Raw genomic sequence first — 21,431 nt, forward strand, 5'->3', positions numbered from 1 at the left:
GTCACACCACCTCCCCTTCGTGCAGCCGCGCCCGCAGGAGCCGTACCGCCGTGTGCAGTCTGCTCTTGACCGTTCCCTCCGGAATGCCCAGTTCGTCCGCTATCGCGCGTACCGGAAGATCCGCGTAGAAGCGCAACACCACCACCTGCCGCTGCGCGTCCGGCAGCGCGCCGAGCCCCTCGGCGACCGCCAGCGAGGTGGCCCGCTTCTCCGCGCCGTCCTCGTCGGTCGCCTCGCGCCACAGCACCTGGAGCCGCTCCCCCAGCCGCTCCTGCCTGCGCCGCGCCCGGTGCCAGTCCATGGCCAGGTTGGAGGCGACGACGGCCGCCCACGCGGACACGTCACGCGGTGCCTCCCTGCCGTCCGCGGCCCGCTCCAGGAGCTTCAGCCTGACCTGCTGCACCCCGTCGGACAGGTCGGCGTGCGGCACCCCGCCCAGCGCGAGCACCGCACGGACCCGGTCCTCCTGGGCCGCGTCCAGCGGGTCCGCTCCCCCGGCGCCCGTCGGCGCGCGGCGCGCTTTCCTGCGCAGCAATGTGCCCCTCCCGTCCCCGCGTTTCCCCTACGACGCCCGGGGCGCCCGAAAGGTTCACGGCCGCGCCCGGCAAATGTGGCGTCCCGCACCTCGGACAATGGATTGGACAACGCGGCACTGGAGAGACGCATGATGGAGCCACCCCCCACAGACCGGCCGAGGTCACGAGGCCGCACGCACATATGGAGGAAGTCCCTGTGAAGGTCGGAATCGTCGGAGCCACCGGTCAGGTCGGCAAGGTCATGCGCAAGATCCTCGCCGAGCGTGAGTTCCCGGCCGACGAGCTGCGCCTCTTCGCCTCGGCCCGCAGCGCGGGCAAGGTCATCGACGGCGTGACGGTCGAGGACGCCTCCACGGCCGACTACACGGGCCTGGACATCGTCCTGTTCTCCGCGGGCGGCGCCACGTCCAAGGCCCTCGCCGAGAAGGTCGCCTCGCAGGGCGCCGTCGTGATCGACAACTCCTCCGCCTGGCGCCGGCACCCCGAGGTCCCCCTCGTGGTCTCCGAGGTCAACCCGCACGCGATCAAGGACCGCCCCAAGGGCATCATCGCGAACCCGAACTGCACGACGATGGCCGCGATGCCCGTCCTGAAGCCGCTGCACGCCGAGGCGGGCCTCGAAGCGCTCGTCGTCGCCACCTACCAGGCGGTCTCCGGCTCCGGTCTCGCCGGTGTCGAGGAGCTGTACCAGCAGGTCGCGAAGGTCGGCGAGGACGCCCCCAAGCTCACGCACGACGGTTCGGCGGTCGACTTCCCCGAGCCCGACAAGTACGTCGCGCCGATCGCGTACAACGTCCTGCCGATGGCGGGCTCCGTCGTCGACGACGGCCTGAACGAGACGGACGAGGAGCAGAAGCTCCGCCACGAGTCCCGCAAGATCCTGGAGATCCCCGGGCTGAAGGTCTCCGGCACCTGCGTGCGCGTCCCGGTCTTCACCGGCCACTCCCTCCAGGTCAACGCCCGTTTCGCGCGTCCGCTGAGCCCCGAGCGCGCCACCGAGCTCCTTGAGGCCGCCGAGGGCGTCGTCGTCACGGAGGTGCCCACGCCACTGGTCGCCGCCGGCAAGGACGACTCGTTCGTGGGCCGCATCCGCAAGGACGAGACGGTCGAGAACGGCCTGGCGTTCTTCATCTCCGACGACAACCTCCGCAAGGGCGCCGCGCTGAACGCCGTCCAGATCGCGGAGCTGGTCGCGGCGGAGCTCAAGGGCTAGTCGCTGTACGCACGCCCGACGGGGGCGGTCACCTTTCGCGGGTGGCCGCCTCCTTCGTGACCGTCCCCTTCGCGCACGCCACGGCCACCAGCGAGAGCCCCGCGAGGCCGCCGCCCAGCCAGAGCACGGCGCCGGCCCCGCGGCTGTCCGCGACCCTGCCGCCCGCGAAGGCGCCGAGCGCGATCGCCACGTTGAAGACGCCCGCGAAGAGCGCCGACGCCGCCTCGCGGGCGTGCGGCGCCGCGTCCATCACCCAGTTCTGCGCGGAGACCGAGACCCCTCCGTACGCCAGGCCCCACGCCACGAGCAGCGCCACCGACGCGGCGAGCGACGCGCCCGCGGGCACCATGAGCAGCACCACGGCGGCGAGCCCCGCGCAGATCGCGAGGAGCGCCCTGCGCGGGTCGCGGGCCGCGACGGCGCCGCCCGCGAAGTTGCCGACGATGCCGGCCGTCCCATAGGCGAGGAGGAGCCCGCTGATCAGGCCCGCGCCGATGCCGGGCACCCGCTCAAGGACCGGCCGGATGTACGTGTACGCGGCGAAGTGGCCGGTAACCAGGAGCGTGACGGCGAGGAGCCCGGCCCGCAGCCTGCCGATGCGCAGGAGCGCGGGGAACGCGCCGAGCCGGACGCCCTCATCCGCGGGGAGCCGGGGCAGCACGGTCGCGAGGAGCCCGGCGACGGCGAGGGCGAGCACGGCGAGGGCCGCGAACCCCCAGCGCCAGCCCGCCAGTTCGCCGAGGAGCGTGCCCGCGGGCACGCCGAGCACCGAGGCGACCGCGATCCCGCTGAATATGACCGCGGTGGCGCGGCCCGCGCCCTCCGCACGGACGAGCCGCACGCCGAGCCCGGCCGCGATGGCCCACACACCGCCGATGCAGACGCCGACCAGGACGCGCGCGACGAGCAGGACGGCGAAGGCGGGTGCGAGCGCGGAGACCACGTTGGCGACGGCGAGCAGCGCCATCAGCAGTGCGAGGACGGTGCGCCGGTCGGCGCGGCGCACGGCGACGGGCAGCAGCAGGGCGGCGAGCGCGGCGACGAGACCGGGGAGGGTGACGGCGAGGCCCGCGGTGCCGTGCGAGACGTGCAGGCCGGAGCCGAGGGAGGTGAGGAGTCCGACGGGCAGCATCTCCGTGGTGACGACGGAGAAGGTGGCGGCGGCGACGGCGAGGACGGCGAGACGGCCGCGCGGGGGCGGCAAGGCGACGGTGTGCGTGAGGGTTTGTGTGCTCTGTGACATGGCATCCACCCTGTGGGGGTGCCCGCCCGGGAACAACGCGGATGATCTCATCCTTGAATGAGCCGGACTCATCGATACGTGACGGTCCGGCGGACCTGGGCGATCAAGGAAGAGGGACCGCGCGCCATGAGCGGGAACGGGCTGGAGATCCGGGAGCTGGAGTGCTTCCTGGTGCTTGCCGAAGAGCTGCACTTCGGGCGGGCCGGCGAGCGGCTCTACATATCGCAGAGCCGTGTCAGCCAGTTGCTCGCCGCCCTGGAGCGGCGGATCGGCGCGCGCCTGCTGGAGCGTACGAGCCGACGGGTGTCCCTGACCACTCTCGGGGAGCGCTTCCTCGCCGAACTCCGGCCATCCTACGCCGAGTTGGCGTCGGTGGTGGCGCGGGCGAGGGACGCGGCGCGGGGCGTGGAGGGCACGCTGCGGATCGGGTTCCAGGGCACCGCGGACGACCGGCTGATGCGGGCCATCGAGGTGTTCCAGGAGCGCCATCCGGCCTGTGCGACGGAGATCGTGGAGATCCCCTTCGCCGATCCCTTCGGGGCGGTGCGGGAGGGCGACGTGGACGCGGGCATCGTGCTGCTGCCGGTCGCCGAGCCCGATCTGGTGCTCGGCCCGGTCTTCTCCAGCGAGCGGCAGACCGTCGCCGTGTCGGTGCGGCACGCGTTCGCTGGGCGTTCCTCGCTCACCGCCGCGGAGCTCTCCGACACGCCGCTGGTCGCGGCGGCAGGGCCCGCTCCGGCCTACTGGCGCGCGGCGCAGGCCCCTTCGGGTCCGCCCGCGCCCGAGGTCCGCACGCTCCAGGAGGGCCTGACGCTGGTGGCGGCGGACCGGGCGGCGATGCTGCTGTGCGGTCCCACGGCGGAGTACCACGGGCGCAAGGACGTCGTGTTCGTGCCGGTCGACGGGCTCCCGGACTCGGTGCTCGGGATGGTGTGGCGCGAGGGCGGGGAGACCGAGCGGGTACGGGAGTTCGCGCGGGCCGTCGCCGTGGCCGCGGCGGAGGGGTGACCGTCAGGTCGTGTCCCGCCGCCGCACCTCGAAGTGGAAGCAGCCGTACTCCACGGCCCTGACGTGCACGAGGGCGACCCGCGGGTCGGCGAAGGCCTCGTCGAAGGCGGCGTCGAAGCCCCGCTCCTCGTCCTCCGGGATCTCCAGGAGGCGGCCGCCGACGATGTGCCCCTCGGCGCTGTACCGGCGGACGGTGCGGAGCGCGCCCGGCCGCGAGAACGGGTAGCCGCTCCGCCCCTGAGAAGGGCCCGCGCAGGGCTCGCCGTGGATGAAGACGGGCCCCTGCTCGTCGTAGGCGCCGGGCGCCGCGCCCGTCTCGGCGGCCCAGCGGCGCAGCGGCGCGTACGACACGAGGGCGATGCTCTCGCCGGGGGCGACGGGCCGCAGGCAGCAGCGGAGCGGGGAGCCGCCCTCGTGGTCGACGAAGGGGACGCAGGGCCGCCCGGCGTCGTCGGTGTCGCGGAGCCGGGCGAGGACGGCGGGGGCGATGGGGAGGGGGGTGTGGGCGGTGCGCGTGTGGGCGGTGCCTGGGTACGTGGTGGTCATGGGTCGAGCCTCGCGCGTGGGGCGGGCCGGGGCTGGCGGATTTCGGACGTCGCGCTGGGACCCGCGGCCGGACCCGCTCACCCCACCCCCCAGGACCCCCGCCCGTTCAGCTCCGCCACGTCCGTGCCCGTCGTCCTGCGGTACGCCGCGTTCAACTCCCCCAGCTCCTCCGGCGTCAGGACGTCCTCGACGCGGTCGAAGCCGTCGGGGGCGCGCTCGGCGACGGTGTGCAGGACGCGGTCCGCCGGCATGTCCCGGTTGGCGAGGACGACCGCGTTGGCCGTCTCGCGGCGGACCCCCTCGTACGCCCGCAGCCCCGCCTCGCGGTCCGGATCGGTGTGCGCGAGGCAGCGGGCCAAGACGCGCGCGTCGAGGATCGCCTGTGAGCCGCCGTTCGACCCCACCGGGTACATCGGGTGCGCCGCGTCGCCCAGCAGCGTGACCGGGCCGTGGCCCCAGCGGGGCAGCGGGTCCCGGTCGACCATCGGGTACTCCAGGATGTGCCGCGTGGCGGCGAGCAGCGCGGGGACGTCCAGGTCGCCGATGCGCCAGCCCGCGTAGTGCGGCAGGACGTCGGAGAGCCGCCCGGAGCGGTTCCAGTCGGCGGGCCCCGCGAGGCCGTGGTGGTGCGTGAGCGGGAACCGCACCTCCGCAACCCAGTTGAGCAGCGCCCTGCCGCGCTCCTGGTAGGGCCGGGAGATGGGGTAGACGACGAGTTTCGCGGCGGTGTTGCTGCCCGCCACCGCGACGGTCCGCCCGCCGAGCACCGGATGCCACTCGACCGTGCCGCGCCACATCCGGATGCCGTTCCACAGCGGCGGGCCCTCGCCGGGGTGCAGTACGGCCCGCACCGTCGAGTGCAGCCCGTCGGCGCCGACCAGCGCCCGCACCCGTACGCCGTACTCCCTGGCCCGCGCCATGTCCCGCAGAATCACCCGCAGGCCGCCGCCCTCGCGGTCGGCGAGCCGCACGAAGGCGGTGCCGGTGCGGACGGCGTGGTCGCCGAGCCGGTCGCGGACCGCGTCGAGCAGGAGCAGTTGGAGTGCGCCGCGGTGGACGGAGTACTGGGGCCAGCGGTAGCCGAGGGCGAGGCCGCGCGGCTCGGCCCAGATGCGGTTGCCGTGCCGGTCGAAGTGGACCATCGTCTCGGGGGCGACGGCGGTCGCCGCGAGCTCCTCGCCGAGCCCCAGCTCGGTCAGTTCCCGCACCGCGTACGGCAGCAGGTTGAGGCCCACGCCGACGGGCCGCAGCTGTTCGGCGGCGTCCACCACGCGGACGCCGATGCCCGCGGCGTGCAGGCTGAGCGCGGCGGTGAGCCCGCCGATGCCCGCGCCCGCCACCAGTACGTCGGTCATGGCCGTCGCGCGGCCGGACCGGTGACGGCCGGCCTCTCGGTCCCCAGCATCTCCCGCATCCCCCTGTGGTCCCCGCCCCGCCCTCGCGGCCGTGGTCGGCGGCCTGCCGGGACGGGTGCGAACGCGCGGAGCGTAACCGCACGGCAGCGGGAGAACAATGGGCCGGGCGGCCATCCGGCGGGGCATGGAAGGATGGCCGGAAACACCACAAGTCGCACCCGAGGAGATGACCGCGTGCCCGGCACCAATCTGACCCGCGAAGAGGCGCAGCAGCGGGCGAAGCTGCTCACCGTTGACTCGTACGAGGTCGATCTCGATCTCTCCGGCGCGCAGGAGGGCGGCACCTACCGGTCCGTGACCACGGTGCGCTTCGACTCCGCGGAAGCGGGCGCCGAGACCTTCATCGACCTGGTGGCCCCCGCGGTCCACGAGGTCGTCCTGAACGGCCACGCGCTCGAGGTCGGCGCGGTGTTCCGTGACTCGCGCATCGCGCTGCGGCACCTCCAGGCCGGCCCGAACGAGCTGCGGGTCGTCGCCGACTGCGACTACACCAACACCGGCGAGGGCCTGCACCGCTTCGTCGACCCGGTCGACCAGCAGGCGTACCTGTACACGCAGTTCGAGGTGCCGGACGCGCGCCGCGTCTTCGCGTCGTTCGAGCAGCCCGACCTGAAGGCGACGTTCCAGTTCACCGTGAAGGCGCCGAGCGGCTGGACGGTGATCTCCAACTCGCCGACGCCGGAGCCGAAGGACGACATCTGGACGTTCGAGCCGACGCCCCGCATGTCGACGTACGTGACGGCGCTGATCGTCGGCCCGTACCACTCGGTGCACTCGTCGTACGAGGGTCCCGGCGGCCAGTCCGTGCCGCTCGGCATCTACTGCCGCCCCTCGCTCGCCGAGTTCCTCGACTCGGACGCGATCTTCGAGGTCACCCGGCAGGGCTTCGACTGGTTCCAGGAGAAGTTCGACTACGCGTACCCGTTCGCCAAGTACGACCAGCTGTTCGTGCCGGAGTTCAACGCGGGCGCGATGGAGAACGCGGGCGCGGTGACCATCCGCGACCAGTACGTGTTCCGTTCGAAGGTGACGGACGCGGCGTACGAGGTGCGGGCGGCGACGATCCTGCACGAGCTGGCCCACATGTGGTTCGGCGACCTGGTCACCATGGAGTGGTGGAACGACCTGTGGCTGAACGAGTCGTTCGCCACGTACGCGGAGGCCGCCTGCCAGGCGTACGCGCCGGGGTCGAAGTGGCCGCACTCGTGGACGACGTTCGCCAACTCCATGAAGACGTGGGCGTACCGCCAGGACCAGCTGCCCTCCACGCACCCGATCATGGCCGACATCCGTGACCTGGACGACGTCCTGGTCAACTTCGACGGCATCACGTACGCGAAGGGCGCGAGCGTCCTCAAGCAGCTGGTCGCCTATGTCGGCGAGGACGAGTTCTTCCAAGGCGTCCAGGCGTACTTCAAGCGGCACGCCTTCGGCAACACGCGCCTGTCCGACCTGCTCGGCGCGTTGGAGGAGACCAGCGGCCGCGACCTGAGGACCTGGTCGAAGAAATGGCTGGAGACGGCGGGCATCAACGTCCTGCGTCCGGTCGTGGACGTCGACACGCGGGGCGTCATCACGTCCTTCGCGGTCAAGCAGGAGGCCCCGGCCCTCCCCGAGGGCGCCAAGGGCGAGCCCACCCTGCGCCCCCACCGCATCGCCATCGGCTTCTACGACTTCGACGACGCGTCCGGCAAACTGGTCCGCACGGACCGCGTGGAGCTGGACGTCGACGGCGAACTGACGTCGGTCGACGCACTCGTCGGCAAGTCCCGTCCCGCGGTCATCCTCCTCAACGACGACGACCTGTCGTACGCGAAGGTCCGCCTCGACAGCGAGTCCCTCGCCTACGTCACCGACCACATCGGCGACTTCGAGGCGTCGCTGCCGCGTGCGCTGTCGTGGGCGTCGGCGTGGGACATGACGCGCGACGCGGAACTCCCCACGCGCGACTACCTCTCGCTGGTCCTTTCCGGCATCGGCAAGGAGTCCGACATCGGCGTCGTGCAGTCGCTGCACCGCCAGGTGAAGCTGGCGCTCGACCTGTACGCGGCGCCGGCGGGGCGGGACGAGGCGCTGGCTCGCTGGACTTCGGCGACGCTCTCCCACCTCCGCTCGGCGGAGCCGGGCAGCGACCACCAGCTGGCGTGGGCCCGCGCGTTCGCGGCGACGGCGCGTACGGACGCGGACCTGTCCCTCCTGGAGGCCCTGCTGGACGGCTCGGAGTCCGTGGACGGCCTCGCCGTCGACACGGAGCTCCGGTGGGCGTTCGTGGCGCGGCTCGCGGCGACGGGCCGCCTCGACGAGGCGGGTATCGCTGCGGAGCTGGAGCGGGACAAGACGGCGGCGGGCGAGCGGCACGCGGCGTACGCGCGGGCGGCGCGGCCCACGGAGGAGGCGAAGGCGGCGGCGTGGGCCTCCGTCGTCGAGTCCGACTCGCTGCCGAACGCGATCCAGGAGGCGGTGATCGGCGGCTTCGTCCAGACCGACCAGCGTGAACTCCTCGCTCCCTACGCGGAGAAGTTCTTCTCGGCGGTCAAGGGGGCGTGGGACTCGCGCTCCCACGAGATGGCGCAGCAGATCGCCGTCGGGCTCTACCCGTCGCTGCAGATCTCCCAGGGGACGCTGGACGCGACGGACGCGTGGCTGGCTTCCGCGGAGCCGTCCGCGGCGTTGCGGCGCCTCGTGACGGAGTCCCGAGCGGGAGTCGAACGCGCCCTGCGGGCACGGGCGGCGGATCTTTAACCCCTGCCCGGGCCCGGGTGCTGGGGGGATGGGTGGGTGGGTGGGGAAGCGCCGCGCGGAGCGCGGGGACCGGGGCGGGGCGGTGCCGGGTGAGTTTTCACCGGCCCCGAGAAGGAACCGCTTCGCGGAGGGCCACGAGCACACGCGACACCGCCGCCCCCGTCGCCGCCCCCCGGCGCACCGCGGCGATCACGTGGCGGGTCGGGTGGTCCTCCGAGAGCTCGCGCATGACCACGCCGTCACGGCGTACCGCCGCCATGCGGGGAACCAGCGCCACCCCCATCCCCGCCTCCACCATCGCGAGGATCGACGTCCAGCCCGACGCCGAGTGCGCCTGGGTCGGTGTGAAGCCCGCCGCCTCGCAGGCGGCCCGCGTGATCTCGGACCAAGGCCCGCTGCCGCCGAAGATCCACGGTTCGGCGGCCAGCGAGGCGAGGCGCAGATCCGGCGCGGACGCCAGGCCGTGGTCGACCGGCAGCGCCACGTCCAGCGGGTCCGCGAGCAGGGACTCGCGGGTGAACCGCGTGTCCGCGTCCACCGCGGCCGGCGCCTGGACGGCCAGGGACAGCGCGATGTCGACCTCCCCCGCCGCCAGGAGCTCGTACGCCTGGGCCGCCTCGGTCTCCCGTACCCGTACGGAGATGCCCGGCGCCGCCTCCCGCAGCGCCCGCACCGCGGGCACGACCAGCGCGGGCACCGCCGTCGAGAACGCGCCGACCCGCACCTCCCCCGCCTCCCCCTGCGCGTACGCCGTCAACTCCGCGTCGGCCTTCTCCAGTTGCGCGAAGACCGCCTCCGCGTGCCGCAGCACCAGGTGCGCCGCGTCGGTGAGCCGGACCCGCCGCCCGTGCGCCTCCAGGAGCGGTACGCCGAGCTGCTTCGCGAGGTTGGACAGCTGCTGGGAGACCGCCGACGGCGTCATCTGCAGCGTCCGCGCCGTCGCCGTCACGGTCCCCCGCTCGCTCAACGTGCGCAGGATCTGCAGCTTCTTGATGTCCCACTCGCTCATGAGCCCAACGTACCGACTGGTCAGGAGGATCACTTCGTGCGGGCCGCGCCGAGCACCACGCCGCCCAGGATCAGCCCCATGCACAGCACCTGCAGCCACCCCATCGCCTCGCCGAGCACCGCGAAGGAGAGCAGGGCGACGCAGACCGGCTGGAGGTAGTAGATGACGCCGGCGCGGGCCGCACCGATGATCGAGATCGCCTTGTTCCAGGCGAAGAAGGCGACCGCCGAGGACACCACGCCCACGTAGAGGAGCGGGGAGACCGTGTCGACGGTCGGCTCGAAGCCGCCCTGCACGGCGTAGCTGGCCACGAAGACCGGGAGCAGCATCAGCGCGCCCAGCACGAACGTCGAGAGGAGGAACGGAAGCCCCTCGATCTCCTTGGGCCTGCGCTTGAGCAGTGCGCTGTACGAGCCGAAGGAGAGCGCCGCCGCGATGACCCAGAGGTCGCCGACCGCGAAGTCCATGGCGAACGAGCCCTTGCTGACCAGGAGCAGGACTCCCGCGCAGGCCACGAGCATGCCGGTCACACGTCGCGCGCCGAGCCTGGCGCCGCCGAGGCGTTCGTATACGGCCATCAGGACCGGCGACGCGGCCATGATCATGCCCATGTTGCCCGCGGTGGTCGTCATCCCGGCCTGGTTGACCAGGGTGTTGTAGACGGTGACGCCCAGCAGGGACGCGACGAGCAGGAACTTGAGGTGCTCGCGCAGTACGTGCCGCCGGCGCCAGGTCTGCCGCGCCGCGAACGGCGCGACCGCGGCGATGGCGATGATCCAGCGCCAGAACGCGTGCTGGACGGGCGGCACGGTGTCGTGCAGGGCACGGGAGGTGACGAAGCTGCCCGACCAGACGACGGTGGCGAGCGCCGCGAGCGCGAGCCCGATGCCGACGGGTCGCGCGGCCGTCCTCGCGGCGGCCGATGCGGTGGGTGCGGGGGTCCGGTCCAGGACTGCCACGGGGTATCCCTTGCCTCTCTCCCCGCCGCGGCGGGGACTCGGTGCGTTGCGGGACTACCGTGACACCGGCACACCAATCAGGTCCATCGAATCTTTTCGCTGGTTTGATTCAGTGAAACTGAACAGTTTTCCCCTTCTCGCTGGAGGCGAGACGCGCGAGCACGCCGAAGGCACCCTCCGGCGGTATGCCGGGAGGGTGCCTTCGGCGTGAAGTGGTGCGGGAGTGCGAGCGGGCCGGGTCAGCCCTGCTTCTGCTGCTTCCGGGACTTGTCGCCGACCATCACGAGGCCCGCGATCACCAGGAACAGCACGATGGGCGCGGCGACGTACAGGCCGAGCGTGTCGATGACGCTCAGGCCGGGGCCCGGGTCGTCGCCGTCGTCGCGCGCCGCGAACGCGGGGGACGACATGAGCAGCATCATCAGCGTCGTGCCGGAGGCCAGGGCGCCGGCGCGCAGTGCGTTCTTCTTGTCCACGGTGCCAACGTAGCGAACTCCTAAACGGGGTGCGCGCCCGGGGGTGCCGTACGGGCGGTTTCACCCCGGAAGACCGCCATGAGGGCATGCAGGCGCGGAGACGCGGCGAGGTCTTCGAGGGTGACGGGGCGTCCGGCGGCGTCGGCGACGGGCAGCCGCCAGTTGGGGTACTGGTCCCAGGTGCCGGGGAGGTTCTGCGGGCGGCGGTCGCCGACGGCGTCGGGGAGCCAGATGCCGATCATGCGGGCCGGGGTGGCGAGCAGGAAGCGGTGCACGGCGCGGATCTCGTCCTCCTCGCAGCCGATGCCGCCGGGCAGCATCCCGAGCCGGGAGAGCACCCCCAGCCATTCGTGCACGTCGGCGGCGGCCTCGGCCCGCTCCTGCGCGAGGGGCCGGGTCAACAGGCCGAGGTCGTGGCGGAGTCGGACGTGCTCGCCGGTGAGGCGGGCGGCGGTCGGGGGCAGGTCGTGCGTGGTGGCGGTGGCCACGCAGTCGGCGCGCCAGGCGTCGGCGGGCAGCGGGCGGCCCGTGTCCTCCCAGTCCCGTTCGAACCAGAGCACGGAGGTGCCGAGCACGCCGTGCTCGCGCAGCGTCTCGCGGACGCCGGGCTCGACGGTGCCGAGGTCCTCACCGATGACGAGGGCGTCGGCGCGGTGCGCCTCCAGGGCGAGGACGGCGAGCATCGCCTCGGCGTCGTAGTGGACGTACGTCCCCTCGGTGGGCTCGCGGCCCTCGGGGATCCACCACAGCCGGAACAGGCCCATGACGTGGTCGATGCGGAGCGCGCCCGCGTTGCGGAGCAGGCCGCGCAGGAGGGCGCGGTACGGGGCGTAGCCGGACTCGGCGAGCCGGTCGGGGCGCCAGGGCGGCAGGCCCCAGTCCTGGCCGCGCGCGTTGAAGGCGTCCGGCGGGGCGCCGACGGACATGTGCGGGGCGAAGTGCCGCTGCTGGGCCCAGGCGTCGGCGCCGCCGGGGTGCACGCCGACGGCGAGGTCGTGGACGAGCCCGATGTCCATGCCCGCTTCCCGTGCGGTGCGCTGGGCGGTGGCGAGCTGGGTGTCGGTGAGCCAGGCGAGGCGGCAGTGGAAGTCGACGCGGTCCATCGCCTCGCGGCGGGCGCGGGCGGTGCCGGGCGAGGCCGGGTCGCGCAGGGCGGCCGGCCAGGAGTGCCAGTCGGGACCGTGGGTCTCGGCGAGGGCGTTCCAGGTGGCGTGGTCCTCCAGGGCGGTGCCCTGTTCGGCGAGGAACGCGTTGTACGCGGCGCGGCGGCCGGGCCCGAGGGGCACTTCGTGGAGCAGCACTTCGAGGGCTTCGCGCTTGAGGGCCCAGACCGCGTCGCGGTCGATGAGCGCGTCCTGCCGGAGCACGGAGTCCCGCAGCAACCCGGCCCTGCGGCTCAGTTCGTCGACCCGCTCACGGGCGTCCCCGGTCAGATACGCGTACTCGGGGACCGCCTCGACGCGCAGGTGCACGGGGTCGGGGAAGCGGCGGGAGGAGGGGCGGTACGGGGAGGGGTCGCCGCCGGGCCCGTCCGGCGCGCTCGGCACGGCGGCGTGCAACGGGTTGACCTGCACGAAGCCGGTCCCCAGGGTGCGGCAGGACCAGCCGGAGAGCTCGGCGAGGTCACCGAGGTCGCCCATGCCCCAGGAGCGCCGGGAGAGCAGAGAGTAGAGCTGTACGAGGAGGCCGTGCGTCCGCCGCCCGGGGGTCTTGACGCGGCGCGGGGCGACGATGAGGTGGGCGGTACCGGTCGCGGTACCGGGGTCCCGGCTCTGTACGTGGAGGCGGTGCACACCGAGAGGCAGGGCCTCCGGGGGCGCGTCCCTGGGGGCCTCCCACTCGACGGCCCGGCCGCCGCCCTCCGGCTCCACCCGCACTCGCGTCCCCGGCGGCAGCGCCGCGAGCGGCGGGGGCAGGGGACCGTCCGTCCACACCACCACGGTCGGTGGCAGTGGACGGGCGGCCCGCTCCGCCTCGCGCGCCGTCAGCGCCGCACGGACCGCCTGCGGGGTGCTCGCGTCCACACCCAGCGCGGCCAGCGCGGCGATCACCGCGGTGTCGGTGGCGGGGACGGTGCGCCCCGGGGACGGGGAGTAGGAGGTGGCCACGCCGTACGAGGCGGCCAGCCGGGAAAGGGGCATCAGACCCCCATGAAGTCCAGGCCCGACGCCGTGCCGGTGGAGGTCGGCTCGCTGGTCAGGGGGGCGGCGTCGGCGAGGGGCGGCTCGCTGGTCAGCGGCGCCGCGTCGGCGAGCGGGGGCTCGCTGGTGAGGGGCGGCTCGATGCAGCCGCAGGAGCAGGAGCCGTCGAGGCCCGAGTCGGGGTGGGAGACCTGTTTGGAGAGCGCGGACAGCAGAAGATTTGCGGAAGCGGCCACGTGGGAGCTCCTTCTCAGGGGGCAGGTCTCGGCAGCCCTACCCAGTGCGCGGGCGCGCAGACGTATACGTTGCCACAACGTGACCCTGGTCACATCCCTTTCCCTGTGCGGAAGTTGTTCCAGCGGGGCCGAGCCCTCCCCGGAAGATCGCGCTCCAGCCACTCGGCCGCCGGGAAGATGTCCGCGACGACGGGAGGGCTTCCCCTTAGGGCTTCCTCTACCCCCTCCACCCCCCGATTCGCGCAGGTTCCGCGAAGAATCCCCCGCGCGACACCCGCTCCCGTTGACACTCCCGCCGCACCAGTGGTGGGCTCACTGGCACATGTGACGCAAGGGGCCACAAGGGCTCCGGGGGCAGAGACAGGGGCAGGAGCCGTGCAGTTGCGGCGCAGGAAGAGCGCGGCCGCCGTCGCGGTCGCCGTGATCGCGGGCGCGCTCGGCGGCGCGCCGGGCGCCCTCGCGGACCCGGGGGCGCCCGGCGCTCCCGTGACCCTCCCGGACGGCGACACGACGACGGGCTCCCGCCTCCCCTCCGTCTGGCCCCGCCCGCAGTCGATGACCGCGTCGGGCACCGCCGTCACGATCGGCGACGACGTCGTCCTCGTCGTCCCCCGCGGCGACCGCAACGACCACGGCGACCACGGCGACCACGACCCGTACGCCCTGAAGGCCCTCCGCGACCACCTGCACGCCACCGGCGCCCGGCGCGTCACCGAGGTGCGCGACGGCGACCCGCTGCCCGCGGGCAACACCCTCGTCGTACGGGCCGGAGGCACGGGTGCCGACCGTGCGCTGCGCTCCCTGGGCGCCCGTGAGCGCGGCGACCTGCCGAAGGGCGGGTACCGGCTCGCCGTGGGACACGTCGACGGCCGTGCCACGGTCGCCCTCGCCGGCACCGGTGACGACGGCCTCTTCCACGGCGTGCAGACCCTGCGGCAGCTCACCGGCTCCCCCGCCCCGCGCACCGTCCCCGGCGTGCAGATCCGTGACTGGCCCGGCACCGCCGTGCGCGGCCTCACCGAGGGGTTCTACGGCACGCCCTGGACCCGCGAGCAGCGCCTCGCCCAGCTCGACTTCATGGGCCGCACGAAACAGAACCGGTACCTCTACGCCCCCGGCGATGACCCGTACCGCCAGGCACGCTGGCGCGAGCCCTACCCAGCGGACCAGCGCGCCGACTTCCGCGCCCTGGCGAAGCGGGCCGAGGCCCATCACGTCACGCTCGCCTGGGCCGTCTCGCCCGGCCAGGCCATGTGCCTGTCGTCCGACCGGGACGTCAGGGACCTCACCCGCAAGATCGACGCGATGTGGGCGCTGGGCGTGCGCGCCTTCCAGCTGCAGTTCCAGAACGTCAGCTACAGCGAATGGCACTGCGAGCAGGACGCCGGGACGTTCGGCTCCGGCCCGGAGGCCGCGGCGAAGGCGCAGGCCCGGGTCGCCGACGCGGTCGCCGCCCACCTGGCCGCGCGCCACCCCGGCGCCGCCCCGCTCAGCCTCATGCCGACGGAGTACTTCCAGGACGGGACCACGGAGTACCGCGCGGCGCTCTCGCGGGCGCTCGACCGCCGGGTCGAGGTGGCGTGGACGGGTGTCGGCGTGGTCCCGCGGACCATCACGGGGCGCGAGCTCGCGGGCGCCCGCAAGGCGTTCGGCCCGCACCCGCTGGTCACGATGGACAACTACCCCGTCAACGACTTCGCGCAGGACCGTATCTTCCTCGGCCCCTACACCGGCCGCGAGCCCGCCGTCGCCACCGGCTCGGCCGCCCTCCTCGGCAACGCCATGGAGCAGCCCTCCGCCTCCCGCATCCCCCTCTTCACGGCCGCCGACTACGCCTGGAACCCCCGTGCCTACCGCCCCCACGAGTCCTGGCTCGCCGCCATCGACGACCTCGCGGGCGGCGACGCGAAGGCGCGGGGCGCGCTGCGGGCCCTCGCGGGCAACGACGCGTCGTCCGTGCTCGGCGCCGACGAGTCCGCGTACCTGCGGCCGCTCATGGACGACTTCTGGGAAGCCCGTACGACGCCGGACCGGGCACGCCGCGAGCGCGCCGCGAAGGCGCTGCGCGCAGCCTTCACCGTGATGCGGGAGGCCCCGCGCCGCCTGGCCGACAGCGAGCTCGACGACGAAGTACGCCCCTGGATCGACCAGTTGGCACGCTACGGCGAGGCGGGCGAGACGGCGGTCGACCTCCTTGCCGCCCAGTCCGCCGGCGACGGCGCGGCGGCCTGGCGGGGCTCGCGCGCCCTGGCGAAGCTGCGGAAGGAGCTGAAGGGGAGCGGCGTCACCGTCGGTGAGGGCGTCCTCGACCCGTTCCTCGCGCGGACGCAGAAGGCGTACGCGGCCTGGGCGGGATTCGATGTGAAGCAGCCGTCGCACAGCACGACGACCGCCCGCTTCGGCCGCGACCGCACGCTCGCCGCGGTGACGGCGCTGACCGACCCCGGCACGGAGGGCACGGTGGAGGCGCACGTTCCGGGCGAGGGCTGGCAGCGACTCGGCGCACTCGCGGGGAGCGGCTTCACGGAGCTGCACCTCACCGAGCAGCACAAGGGCCTGCGCGCCGACGCCATCCGCGCCTCCGCCCCTGACGGCTCCGTCCGCCACCTCGTCCCCTGGTTCGCCGACACCCCCGACGCCCGCCTCTCCCTGTCCCGCACCGAGGCCGACGCGGAGATCGGCGGAGGGCCGCTGCGGATCTCGGCGAAACTGCGTTCCCTGCGCCCCGGCGACGTGAGCGGCGCGCTCCGCGCGAAGGCGCCGAAGGGCATCGCGGTGCGGGTCCCCGCCCGGTCGACGCTGCCGCGCGGTACGGACGTCGACGTGCCGGTGGACATCACGGTCCCGGCCGGCACGCGCGCGGGCACGTACGACATCCCCCTGACCTTCGGCGACGAGACCCGCACGGTCTCCGTCCGCGCCTTCCCGCGGACGGCGGGCCCCGACCTGGCGCGCGGCGCGAAGGCGTCGTCGTCGGGCGACGAGACGAAGGACTTCCCGGCGTCGGCGGCGGTCGACGGCGACCCGGAGACCCGCTGGTCGTCACCGGCCGAGGACGGCGCGTGGTGGCAGGCGGAGCTCGCGGAGCCGGTGCGGCTCGGGCAGGTCGTGCTGCGCTGGCAGGACGCGTACGCGGCGGGCTACCGCGTGCAGACGTCGGCCGACGGCAGGACCTGGCGGACGGCGGCGACCGTGCGGGACGGCAGGGGCGGCCGCGAGTCGGTCCGCATGGACGCGCGCGACACCCGCTTCATCCGCGTGCAGGGCGACCGACGGGCCACGCGCTTCGGCTACTCGCTCTGGTCCGTGGAGGCGTACGCGGTCGCTGACAAGTAGCGACCGCCACGCGTCCGCCGTACGCGTACTCCACGTACGGCACCGTACGTACACGTACCGACGTACAACAAAGGCCCGGATCGTTTGCTAGGCGGAAATGCCGTCGATCCGAGCCATCGCGTCGTCCGCGCCGAACGGCTGCAAGTACGGCAGCCAGCGCGGATCCCTATGTCCGGTCCCGATGATGCGCCACGCGAGGCCCGAGGGCGGCGCGGGCTTGTGCCTCAGGCGCCAGCCGAGCTCCATGAGGTGCCGGTCGGCCTTGACGTGGTTGCAGCGGCGGCAGGAAGCCACCACGTTGTCCCAGGCGTGCTGGCCGCCTCGGCTCTTCGGAATGACGTGGTCGACGCTGGTTGCGACGCCACCGCAGTACATGCACCGGCCGCCGTCGCGGGCGAACAGCGCCCGCCGGGTCAGCGGGACGGGCCCTCGGTAGGGGACCCGGACGAACCGCTTGAGGCGGACCACGCTGGGTGCGGGGACGGTGCGCGTTGCGCTGTGCATGAAGGCGCCGGATTCCTCGAGGCAGAGAGCCTTGTTCTCCAGGACGAGGACGAGCGCGCGGCGGAGCGGTACGACGCCGAGGGGCTCGTACGACGCGTTGAGGACCAGGACATGCGGCACGGATGCCTCCTATAACGCCGGCGGCGCGTGGCTCGCGCCGGGACGATCTGCAGTCAGTCTCCCCTCATGCCTGGTCGTAGCGCCAGCATGTGCCCGTAACGGCCTTGAAGTGTTTTCGACCACAGGGGGCGCGGCGCGCGGACGGTGAATGCTTCTCCTGGGTACTTGCCCAGGTGAGCGGCGTGGTGAGCACCGTCTCTCCCCCGAACATCACAACGATCCACACACGATGCCCCGTTAGTGTGGTGAGTCTGCCCGGTTCCCCCGGTTCCGCTTCGATGGCGGTCCTTCGTTCACCGGGCAGGCCGCGATACCTGGAGGTACCTGCCGTGTTCTTGTCCGTCCTGTCGGCAGCCGGAACGGACCCGGACGACCCGCAAAAGACCAAGCCGCCCACGCTCGAGGACGCTCAGGAGAGCGCTACGAACGCGGCGAGCTGGGTCGAGCAGAACTGGTCCACGTGGCTCGGCATCGGCCTGCGCATCGTGCTGATCGTCGCGATAGCCGTCGTCCTGCGCGTCATCGTCCGCCGCGCCATCACCAAGCTCATAGACCGCATGAACCGCACGGCGCAGGCCGTGGACGGCACCGCGCTCGGCGGGCTCCTGGTGAACGTGGAGCGCCGCCGCCAGCGTTCGCAGGCCATCGGCTCGGTCCTGCGCTCGGTGGCGTCGTTCCTGATCCTCGGCACGGCCGGGCTCATGGTCCTCGGCACCTTCGAGATCAACCTGGCGCCGCTGCTCGCGTCCGCGGGTGTGGCGGGCGTCGCGATCGGTTTCGGCGCGCGCAACCTCGTCACCGACTTCCTGTCCGGCGTCTTCATGATCCTTGAGGACCAGTACGGCGTCGGCGACTCGATCGACGCGGGCGTGGCGTCGGGTGAGGTCATCGAGGTCGGCCTGCGCGTCACGAAGCTGCGCGGCGACAACGGCGAGATCTGGTACGTCCGCAACGGCGAGGTCAAGCGCATCGGCAACCTCTCCCAGGGCTGGTCCACGGCGGGCGTCGACGTGACGGTCCGCCCGGACGAGGACCTGGACAAGGTGAAGGCGACGCTGGCGGAGGTCGGCGAGTCCATCGCGAAGGACGAGCCGTGGAACGAGCGGCTGTGGGGCCCGGTGGAGATCCTGGGCCTGGACAGCGTCCTCCTCGACTCGATGGTGGTCCGCGTCTCCGCGAAGACGATGCCGGGCCAGTCCCTGGGTGTGGAGCGGGAGCTGCGCTGGCGCATCAAGCGGGCGTTCGACGAGGCGGGCATCCGCATCGTGGGCGGTCTGCCGCTGGCGCTGCAGGAGGACGCGGCCGATCCCTCGGCAGCCGTCGCAGCCCCCTCCGCCTACGCCTCGGCGACGTCCCCCCAGTCCCTGGCGGCATCCCCGATACCGCCCCCGCCCCCGAACCTCTCGAAGTAGCCGCGGGCTGCTTTCACCCTCAGAACCAGTGGAGGCAGTGCGGGGCGCGCTCGGTGCGGAAGAGGGCGTCGGCGAGGGCGGCCGCGCGCGGGTGGTGGGCGCGGATGTGTCCGGCACGCACGAGAGTGCTCGGGGCGGTCCCGCCGAGGTAGACCGACCCGAGGTCGCGTACGTCGAGGGAGAGGTCGGGAGCCCGGTCCGTCGGAACGCACTCGCCCTTCCCGTCCCGGACGGTCAGCGCGTGGCGCCCGTGCTCTCCGAGGAACGGGTCGGTGATGTCGAGCACGAGCTCGCCGTCGGCGCCCCACCCGCGCGCGGTCAGCGCACGCGGTACGTCGAGCAGCCGCACCCAGAGCCAGTCCGTGTCCTCGCTCACCTCCCCCGCCCGGAGGTCGGCGAGCTGCCGGCGCAGCGGGTGGTCGGGGGGTACGTGCTTGAACACGACCCGCGACACCAGATCGTGCCCGAGCGCGAACCGAACGAGGGCGGTGAAGACGGCATCGTCCGTGGCGATGGTCTCGTCGACGGTCAGGAGCTGGGCCCCGCCGGACTCGCCGAGTGAGTAACTGGCATACCCGTCCGGGACACCGTCGGCGTCGCGGTGCACGGCGACGTAGCGCGGTGCGGGCGAGATCGGGGGCTGTCCGGCCCGCCGTTCCCACCAGTGGTGGGGCCGGGAGAGGGCGCCGGGCTGGGTGCGCCGGTACCGGTCGTAGACGTCTTCGAGGATGTCGCCGCAGTCGTCGCGGCGCAGGACGTCGACGGAGCCGGCGTCGTCCGTGACGGCCTTCTGTGCCCGTGGCTCGGCGAGCGGGGCGGCGTGGGGCACGGTCAGGCGTGCGGTGAAGGTGGCGGGGCCGTATCCGAACCTTCCGTAGATCGTGGCCTCGGAGGCGAGCAGCACGGACAGGATCTCGCCGCGGTCCCTCAGCTCGCCGAGCTGATGCCGCATCATCGCGCTGAGCACGCCCCGGCGCCGGTGCGTGGGCAGCACGCCGACGGCGGTCACGCCGGGGGCGGGGACGAGGGCGCCGCCGGGGAGGGTGAGCTCGAAGGAGTGCGCGGCGGCGGTCCCGACGGGCCGCCCGTCCTCGCCGACGGCCATCAGTCCCCGCTCCATCTCGAGCGCCGACCACCAGTGCCCGTCGCCGTCGACCGGAGTCTCGGGGAACCGCCCGAAGGCGGCGTGAAGGGTGTCGACGAAGAGTTCGAGGTCGTCGTCGGTGGTGGTGCGGATCTCCATGGGTGCGGCAGCCTCCTCGTACGCGGACACCAGTCGGCGCCCAACCGTAGGAGAGAATGCCCACCCACCCCATGTACAGGGCAAGCGATTTAGGGCGGAGCCGCCCGCCGCATCCAGAACTCCTCAGGAGGCAGGCTCCCGAACCGGCCTGCTGCGTGACCACAGCTCTTCGGCGTGCTCCGAGAAACGGTCGAACATGCCGCCCTCCTCGACCTGCCGAAGGTGCATGAGGGGCGAGTCGTGGCCGACCAGCCGTGCCAGGTGAGGAGTCACGAGCTCCTGCGTCACCGCGACGCTCGCCGAGCTGCTCAACGGGCCGGTCATCCACAACCGCGTGCAGCACCGGTACCACGCGCTGGTCGAGCCGTACCCGGTCTCGCGGTGGCGCTACCCTCACGAGGCCCCGATGCTCGGCCCCGGCCACTTCCTGAGCGTCCCCGCCTCCGACCTCACCGGGCCGACCGGTCTGCACTGGGCCGTGCGGCCCCGCATCGTCGGCGACCTGTGCCCCGTCCAGAGCGTCGCCGCGCTGGTCCACATCGCCTGCGATGCCGGCCCGGTGGGAACACGGTGACCTCCTCCGACAGCGGACCGGCCGTCTGGCTGTTCAGCCCCGAGGGAGCCGCGCACCTCCTGGACGGGCTGCTCCGCGCGCACACGCTCGGCTGCGTGGGGTGCCGCACTGAGGCGTGTGAAGAGGGGGCGCGGATGCGGCGGGCGCTGCGTGCGGTGCGGACCGTACTGAAGGGGCCTGAGCCTCCCGTGCCTCTGTGAATTGTTCGGCGACTTCGGTGGACCGGTGTCTTCGATGGTCACCGGGGCCGCCCGGTGTTGTCCGGAGTGTGGCGGCTCCGGGCCGCGAGTAAAGGGCGCTCCGCGTCGGCTTCGCCGATTCCGCTCCGCTCCACCCTTGACTCCCGCCCCTCCACCGCGAGCTGATGTTGACCCGGACGGCCAGGGGTGGGGCCGGCGGATCCGGGTGGGTGGGCCATCACCGTTCATCGCCGGGTGCGGACCGGTCCACCGTGGCCGACAGCCAGGGTGGCGTGGCCGCCCACCCCGCGGCCAAGCCGCTCGGGCCATCCCCTCGCGCGGCCGGGTGCGGCCCGGCCCAACGCGAGCCGCCCCCACGGTTCGGGGCGGGTCAGCCGCTCTCGTTGCCGCGTGCGGACTGGCCCATTGTGGGCGGGTGGCATGGTCGATGTGCCGTGCCCGGTCGAAGGCCGTACCCTCCGGCACCTACTTTCGGAAAGTTGCGAATGGACTCGCCGCGCGCCCCCTCGGCAGACCGG

The 21,431-nt window shown here is 73.2% G+C and carries 17 protein-coding genes and 1 pseudogene; 6 read left to right on the forward strand and 12 right to left on the reverse strand.

What is annotated here, in order from left to right:
• Window position 1 precedes the first annotated feature (1 nt).
• Window positions 2–535 (reverse strand): RNA polymerase sigma factor, encoded by a 534-nt coding sequence (locus DEJ49_RS12050; RefSeq protein ID WP_150184135.1) that lies wholly within the window; start codon window positions 533–535, stop codon window positions 2–4.
• A 197-nt stretch (window positions 536–732) separates the two neighbouring features.
• Here DEJ49_RS12050 and DEJ49_RS12055 point away from each other — a divergent pair, with 197 nt between their 5' ends.
• Window positions 733–1,749, forward strand: a complete 1,017-nt coding sequence (locus DEJ49_RS12055) for an aspartate-semialdehyde dehydrogenase (protein WP_150184136.1) — start codon at window positions 733–735, stop codon at window positions 1,747–1,749.
• 28 nt (window positions 1,750–1,777) lie between these two features.
• On the opposite strand, the gene DEJ49_RS12060 is transcribed toward DEJ49_RS12055, so the two are convergent.
• Window positions 1,778–2,992, reverse strand: a complete 1,215-nt coding sequence (locus tag DEJ49_RS12060) for an MFS transporter (RefSeq protein WP_150184137.1) — start codon at window positions 2,990–2,992, stop codon at window positions 1,778–1,780.
• A gap of 126 nt (window positions 2,993–3,118) precedes the next feature.
• On the opposite strand from DEJ49_RS12060, the gene DEJ49_RS12065 reads away from it, so the two are divergent.
• Window positions 3,119–4,000 carry a LysR family transcriptional regulator gene (locus tag DEJ49_RS12065; RefSeq protein WP_150184138.1) on the forward strand — a complete coding sequence of 294 codons (882 nt, stop codon included), beginning with the start codon at window positions 3,119–3,121 and terminating at the stop codon, window positions 3,998–4,000.
• A gap of 3 nt (window positions 4,001–4,003) precedes the next feature.
• Here DEJ49_RS12065 and DEJ49_RS12070 read toward each other — a convergent pair whose 3' ends face one another.
• Complete coding sequence (locus tag DEJ49_RS12070) at window positions 4,004–4,546, reverse strand: DUF1203 domain-containing protein (protein ID WP_150184139.1); 543 nt, start codon at window positions 4,544–4,546, stop codon at window positions 4,004–4,006.
• Between the two features lie 77 nt (window positions 4,547–4,623).
• Window positions 4,624–5,901, reverse strand: coding sequence for a flavin-dependent oxidoreductase (locus tag DEJ49_RS12075; RefSeq protein WP_150184140.1), 1,278 nt, complete (start codon window positions 5,899–5,901; stop codon window positions 4,624–4,626).
• A 234-nt stretch (window positions 5,902–6,135) separates the two neighbouring features.
• Between DEJ49_RS12075 and pepN the strand changes: the two genes are divergently transcribed.
• The gene (pepN, locus tag DEJ49_RS12080; RefSeq protein WP_150184141.1) at window positions 6,136–8,703 is read left to right on the forward strand and encodes an aminopeptidase N; all 2,568 of its coding nucleotides are present in this window, start codon (window positions 6,136–6,138) and stop codon (window positions 8,701–8,703) included.
• A gap of 97 nt (window positions 8,704–8,800) precedes the next feature.
• Here pepN and DEJ49_RS12085 read toward each other — a convergent pair whose 3' ends face one another.
• The 5 genes from DEJ49_RS12085 to DEJ49_RS12105 all read right to left on the reverse strand — a co-directional run bounded on the left by DEJ49_RS12085 (window position 8,801) and on the right by DEJ49_RS12105 (window position 13,524).
• A complete protein-coding gene (locus DEJ49_RS12085; RefSeq protein ID WP_150184142.1) occupies window positions 8,801–9,712 on the reverse strand; it encodes a LysR family transcriptional regulator in 912 nt (303 codons plus the stop codon).
• Window positions 9,713–9,741: 29 nt separating this feature from the next.
• Window positions 9,742–10,671: a DMT family transporter gene (locus DEJ49_RS12090; RefSeq protein WP_411757153.1), complete on the reverse strand. Its 930-nt coding sequence runs from the start codon at window positions 10,669–10,671 to the stop codon at window positions 9,742–9,744.
• 239 nt (window positions 10,672–10,910) lie between these two features.
• Window positions 10,911–11,147: a hypothetical protein gene (locus tag DEJ49_RS12095; protein ID WP_055569298.1), complete on the reverse strand. Its 237-nt coding sequence runs from the start codon at window positions 11,145–11,147 to the stop codon at window positions 10,911–10,913.
• Window positions 11,148–11,167: 20 nt separating this feature from the next.
• Entirely contained in the window at window positions 11,168–13,288 is a 2,121-nt protein-coding gene (malQ, locus tag DEJ49_RS12100) for a 4-alpha-glucanotransferase (protein ID WP_150184143.1), read from the reverse strand.
• Window positions 13,288–13,524, reverse strand: coding sequence for a hypothetical protein (locus DEJ49_RS12105; RefSeq protein ID WP_150167796.1), 237 nt, complete (start codon window positions 13,522–13,524; stop codon window positions 13,288–13,290). Before DEJ49_RS12105 ends, malQ begins: the two co-directional genes overlap by 1 nt.
• Window positions 13,525–13,899: 375 nt before the next feature.
• Here DEJ49_RS12105 and DEJ49_RS12110 point away from each other — a divergent pair, with 375 nt between their 5' ends.
• Complete coding sequence (locus DEJ49_RS12110) at window positions 13,900–16,860, forward strand: beta-N-acetylglucosaminidase domain-containing protein (protein WP_150184144.1); 2,961 nt, start codon at window positions 13,900–13,902, stop codon at window positions 16,858–16,860.
• Between the two features lie 87 nt (window positions 16,861–16,947).
• On the opposite strand, the gene DEJ49_RS12115 is transcribed toward DEJ49_RS12110, so the two are convergent.
• Window positions 16,948–17,484: an HNH endonuclease gene (locus DEJ49_RS12115; protein WP_150184145.1), complete on the reverse strand. Its 537-nt coding sequence runs from the start codon at window positions 17,482–17,484 to the stop codon at window positions 16,948–16,950.
• 278 nt (window positions 17,485–17,762) lie between these two features.
• On the opposite strand from DEJ49_RS12115, the gene DEJ49_RS12120 reads away from it, so the two are divergent.
• On the forward strand, window positions 17,763–18,896 hold the full coding sequence (locus DEJ49_RS12120) for a mechanosensitive ion channel family protein (RefSeq protein WP_150184146.1): 1,134 nt from the start codon (window positions 17,763–17,765) through the stop codon (window positions 18,894–18,896).
• A gap of 19 nt (window positions 18,897–18,915) precedes the next feature.
• Here DEJ49_RS12120 and DEJ49_RS12125 read toward each other — a convergent pair whose 3' ends face one another.
• Complete coding sequence (locus DEJ49_RS12125; protein ID WP_150184147.1) at window positions 18,916–20,139, reverse strand: GNAT family N-acetyltransferase; 1,224 nt, start codon at window positions 20,137–20,139, stop codon at window positions 18,916–18,918.
• A gap of 123 nt (window positions 20,140–20,262) precedes the next feature.
• A pseudogene (locus DEJ49_RS12130) lies at window positions 20,263–20,415 on the reverse strand (XRE family transcriptional regulator); the annotation flags it as partial.
• Between the two features lie 58 nt (window positions 20,416–20,473).
• On the opposite strand from DEJ49_RS12130, the gene DEJ49_RS12135 reads away from it, so the two are divergent.
• A complete protein-coding gene (locus tag DEJ49_RS12135) occupies window positions 20,474–20,713 on the forward strand; it encodes a hypothetical protein (RefSeq protein WP_150184148.1) in 240 nt (79 codons plus the stop codon).
• Window positions 20,714–21,431 lie beyond the last annotated feature (718 nt).

The sequence above is a fragment of the Streptomyces venezuelae genome, from assembly GCF_008642335.1.
GTDB lineage: Bacteria > Actinomycetota > Actinomycetes > Streptomycetales > Streptomycetaceae > Streptomyces > Streptomyces venezuelae_F.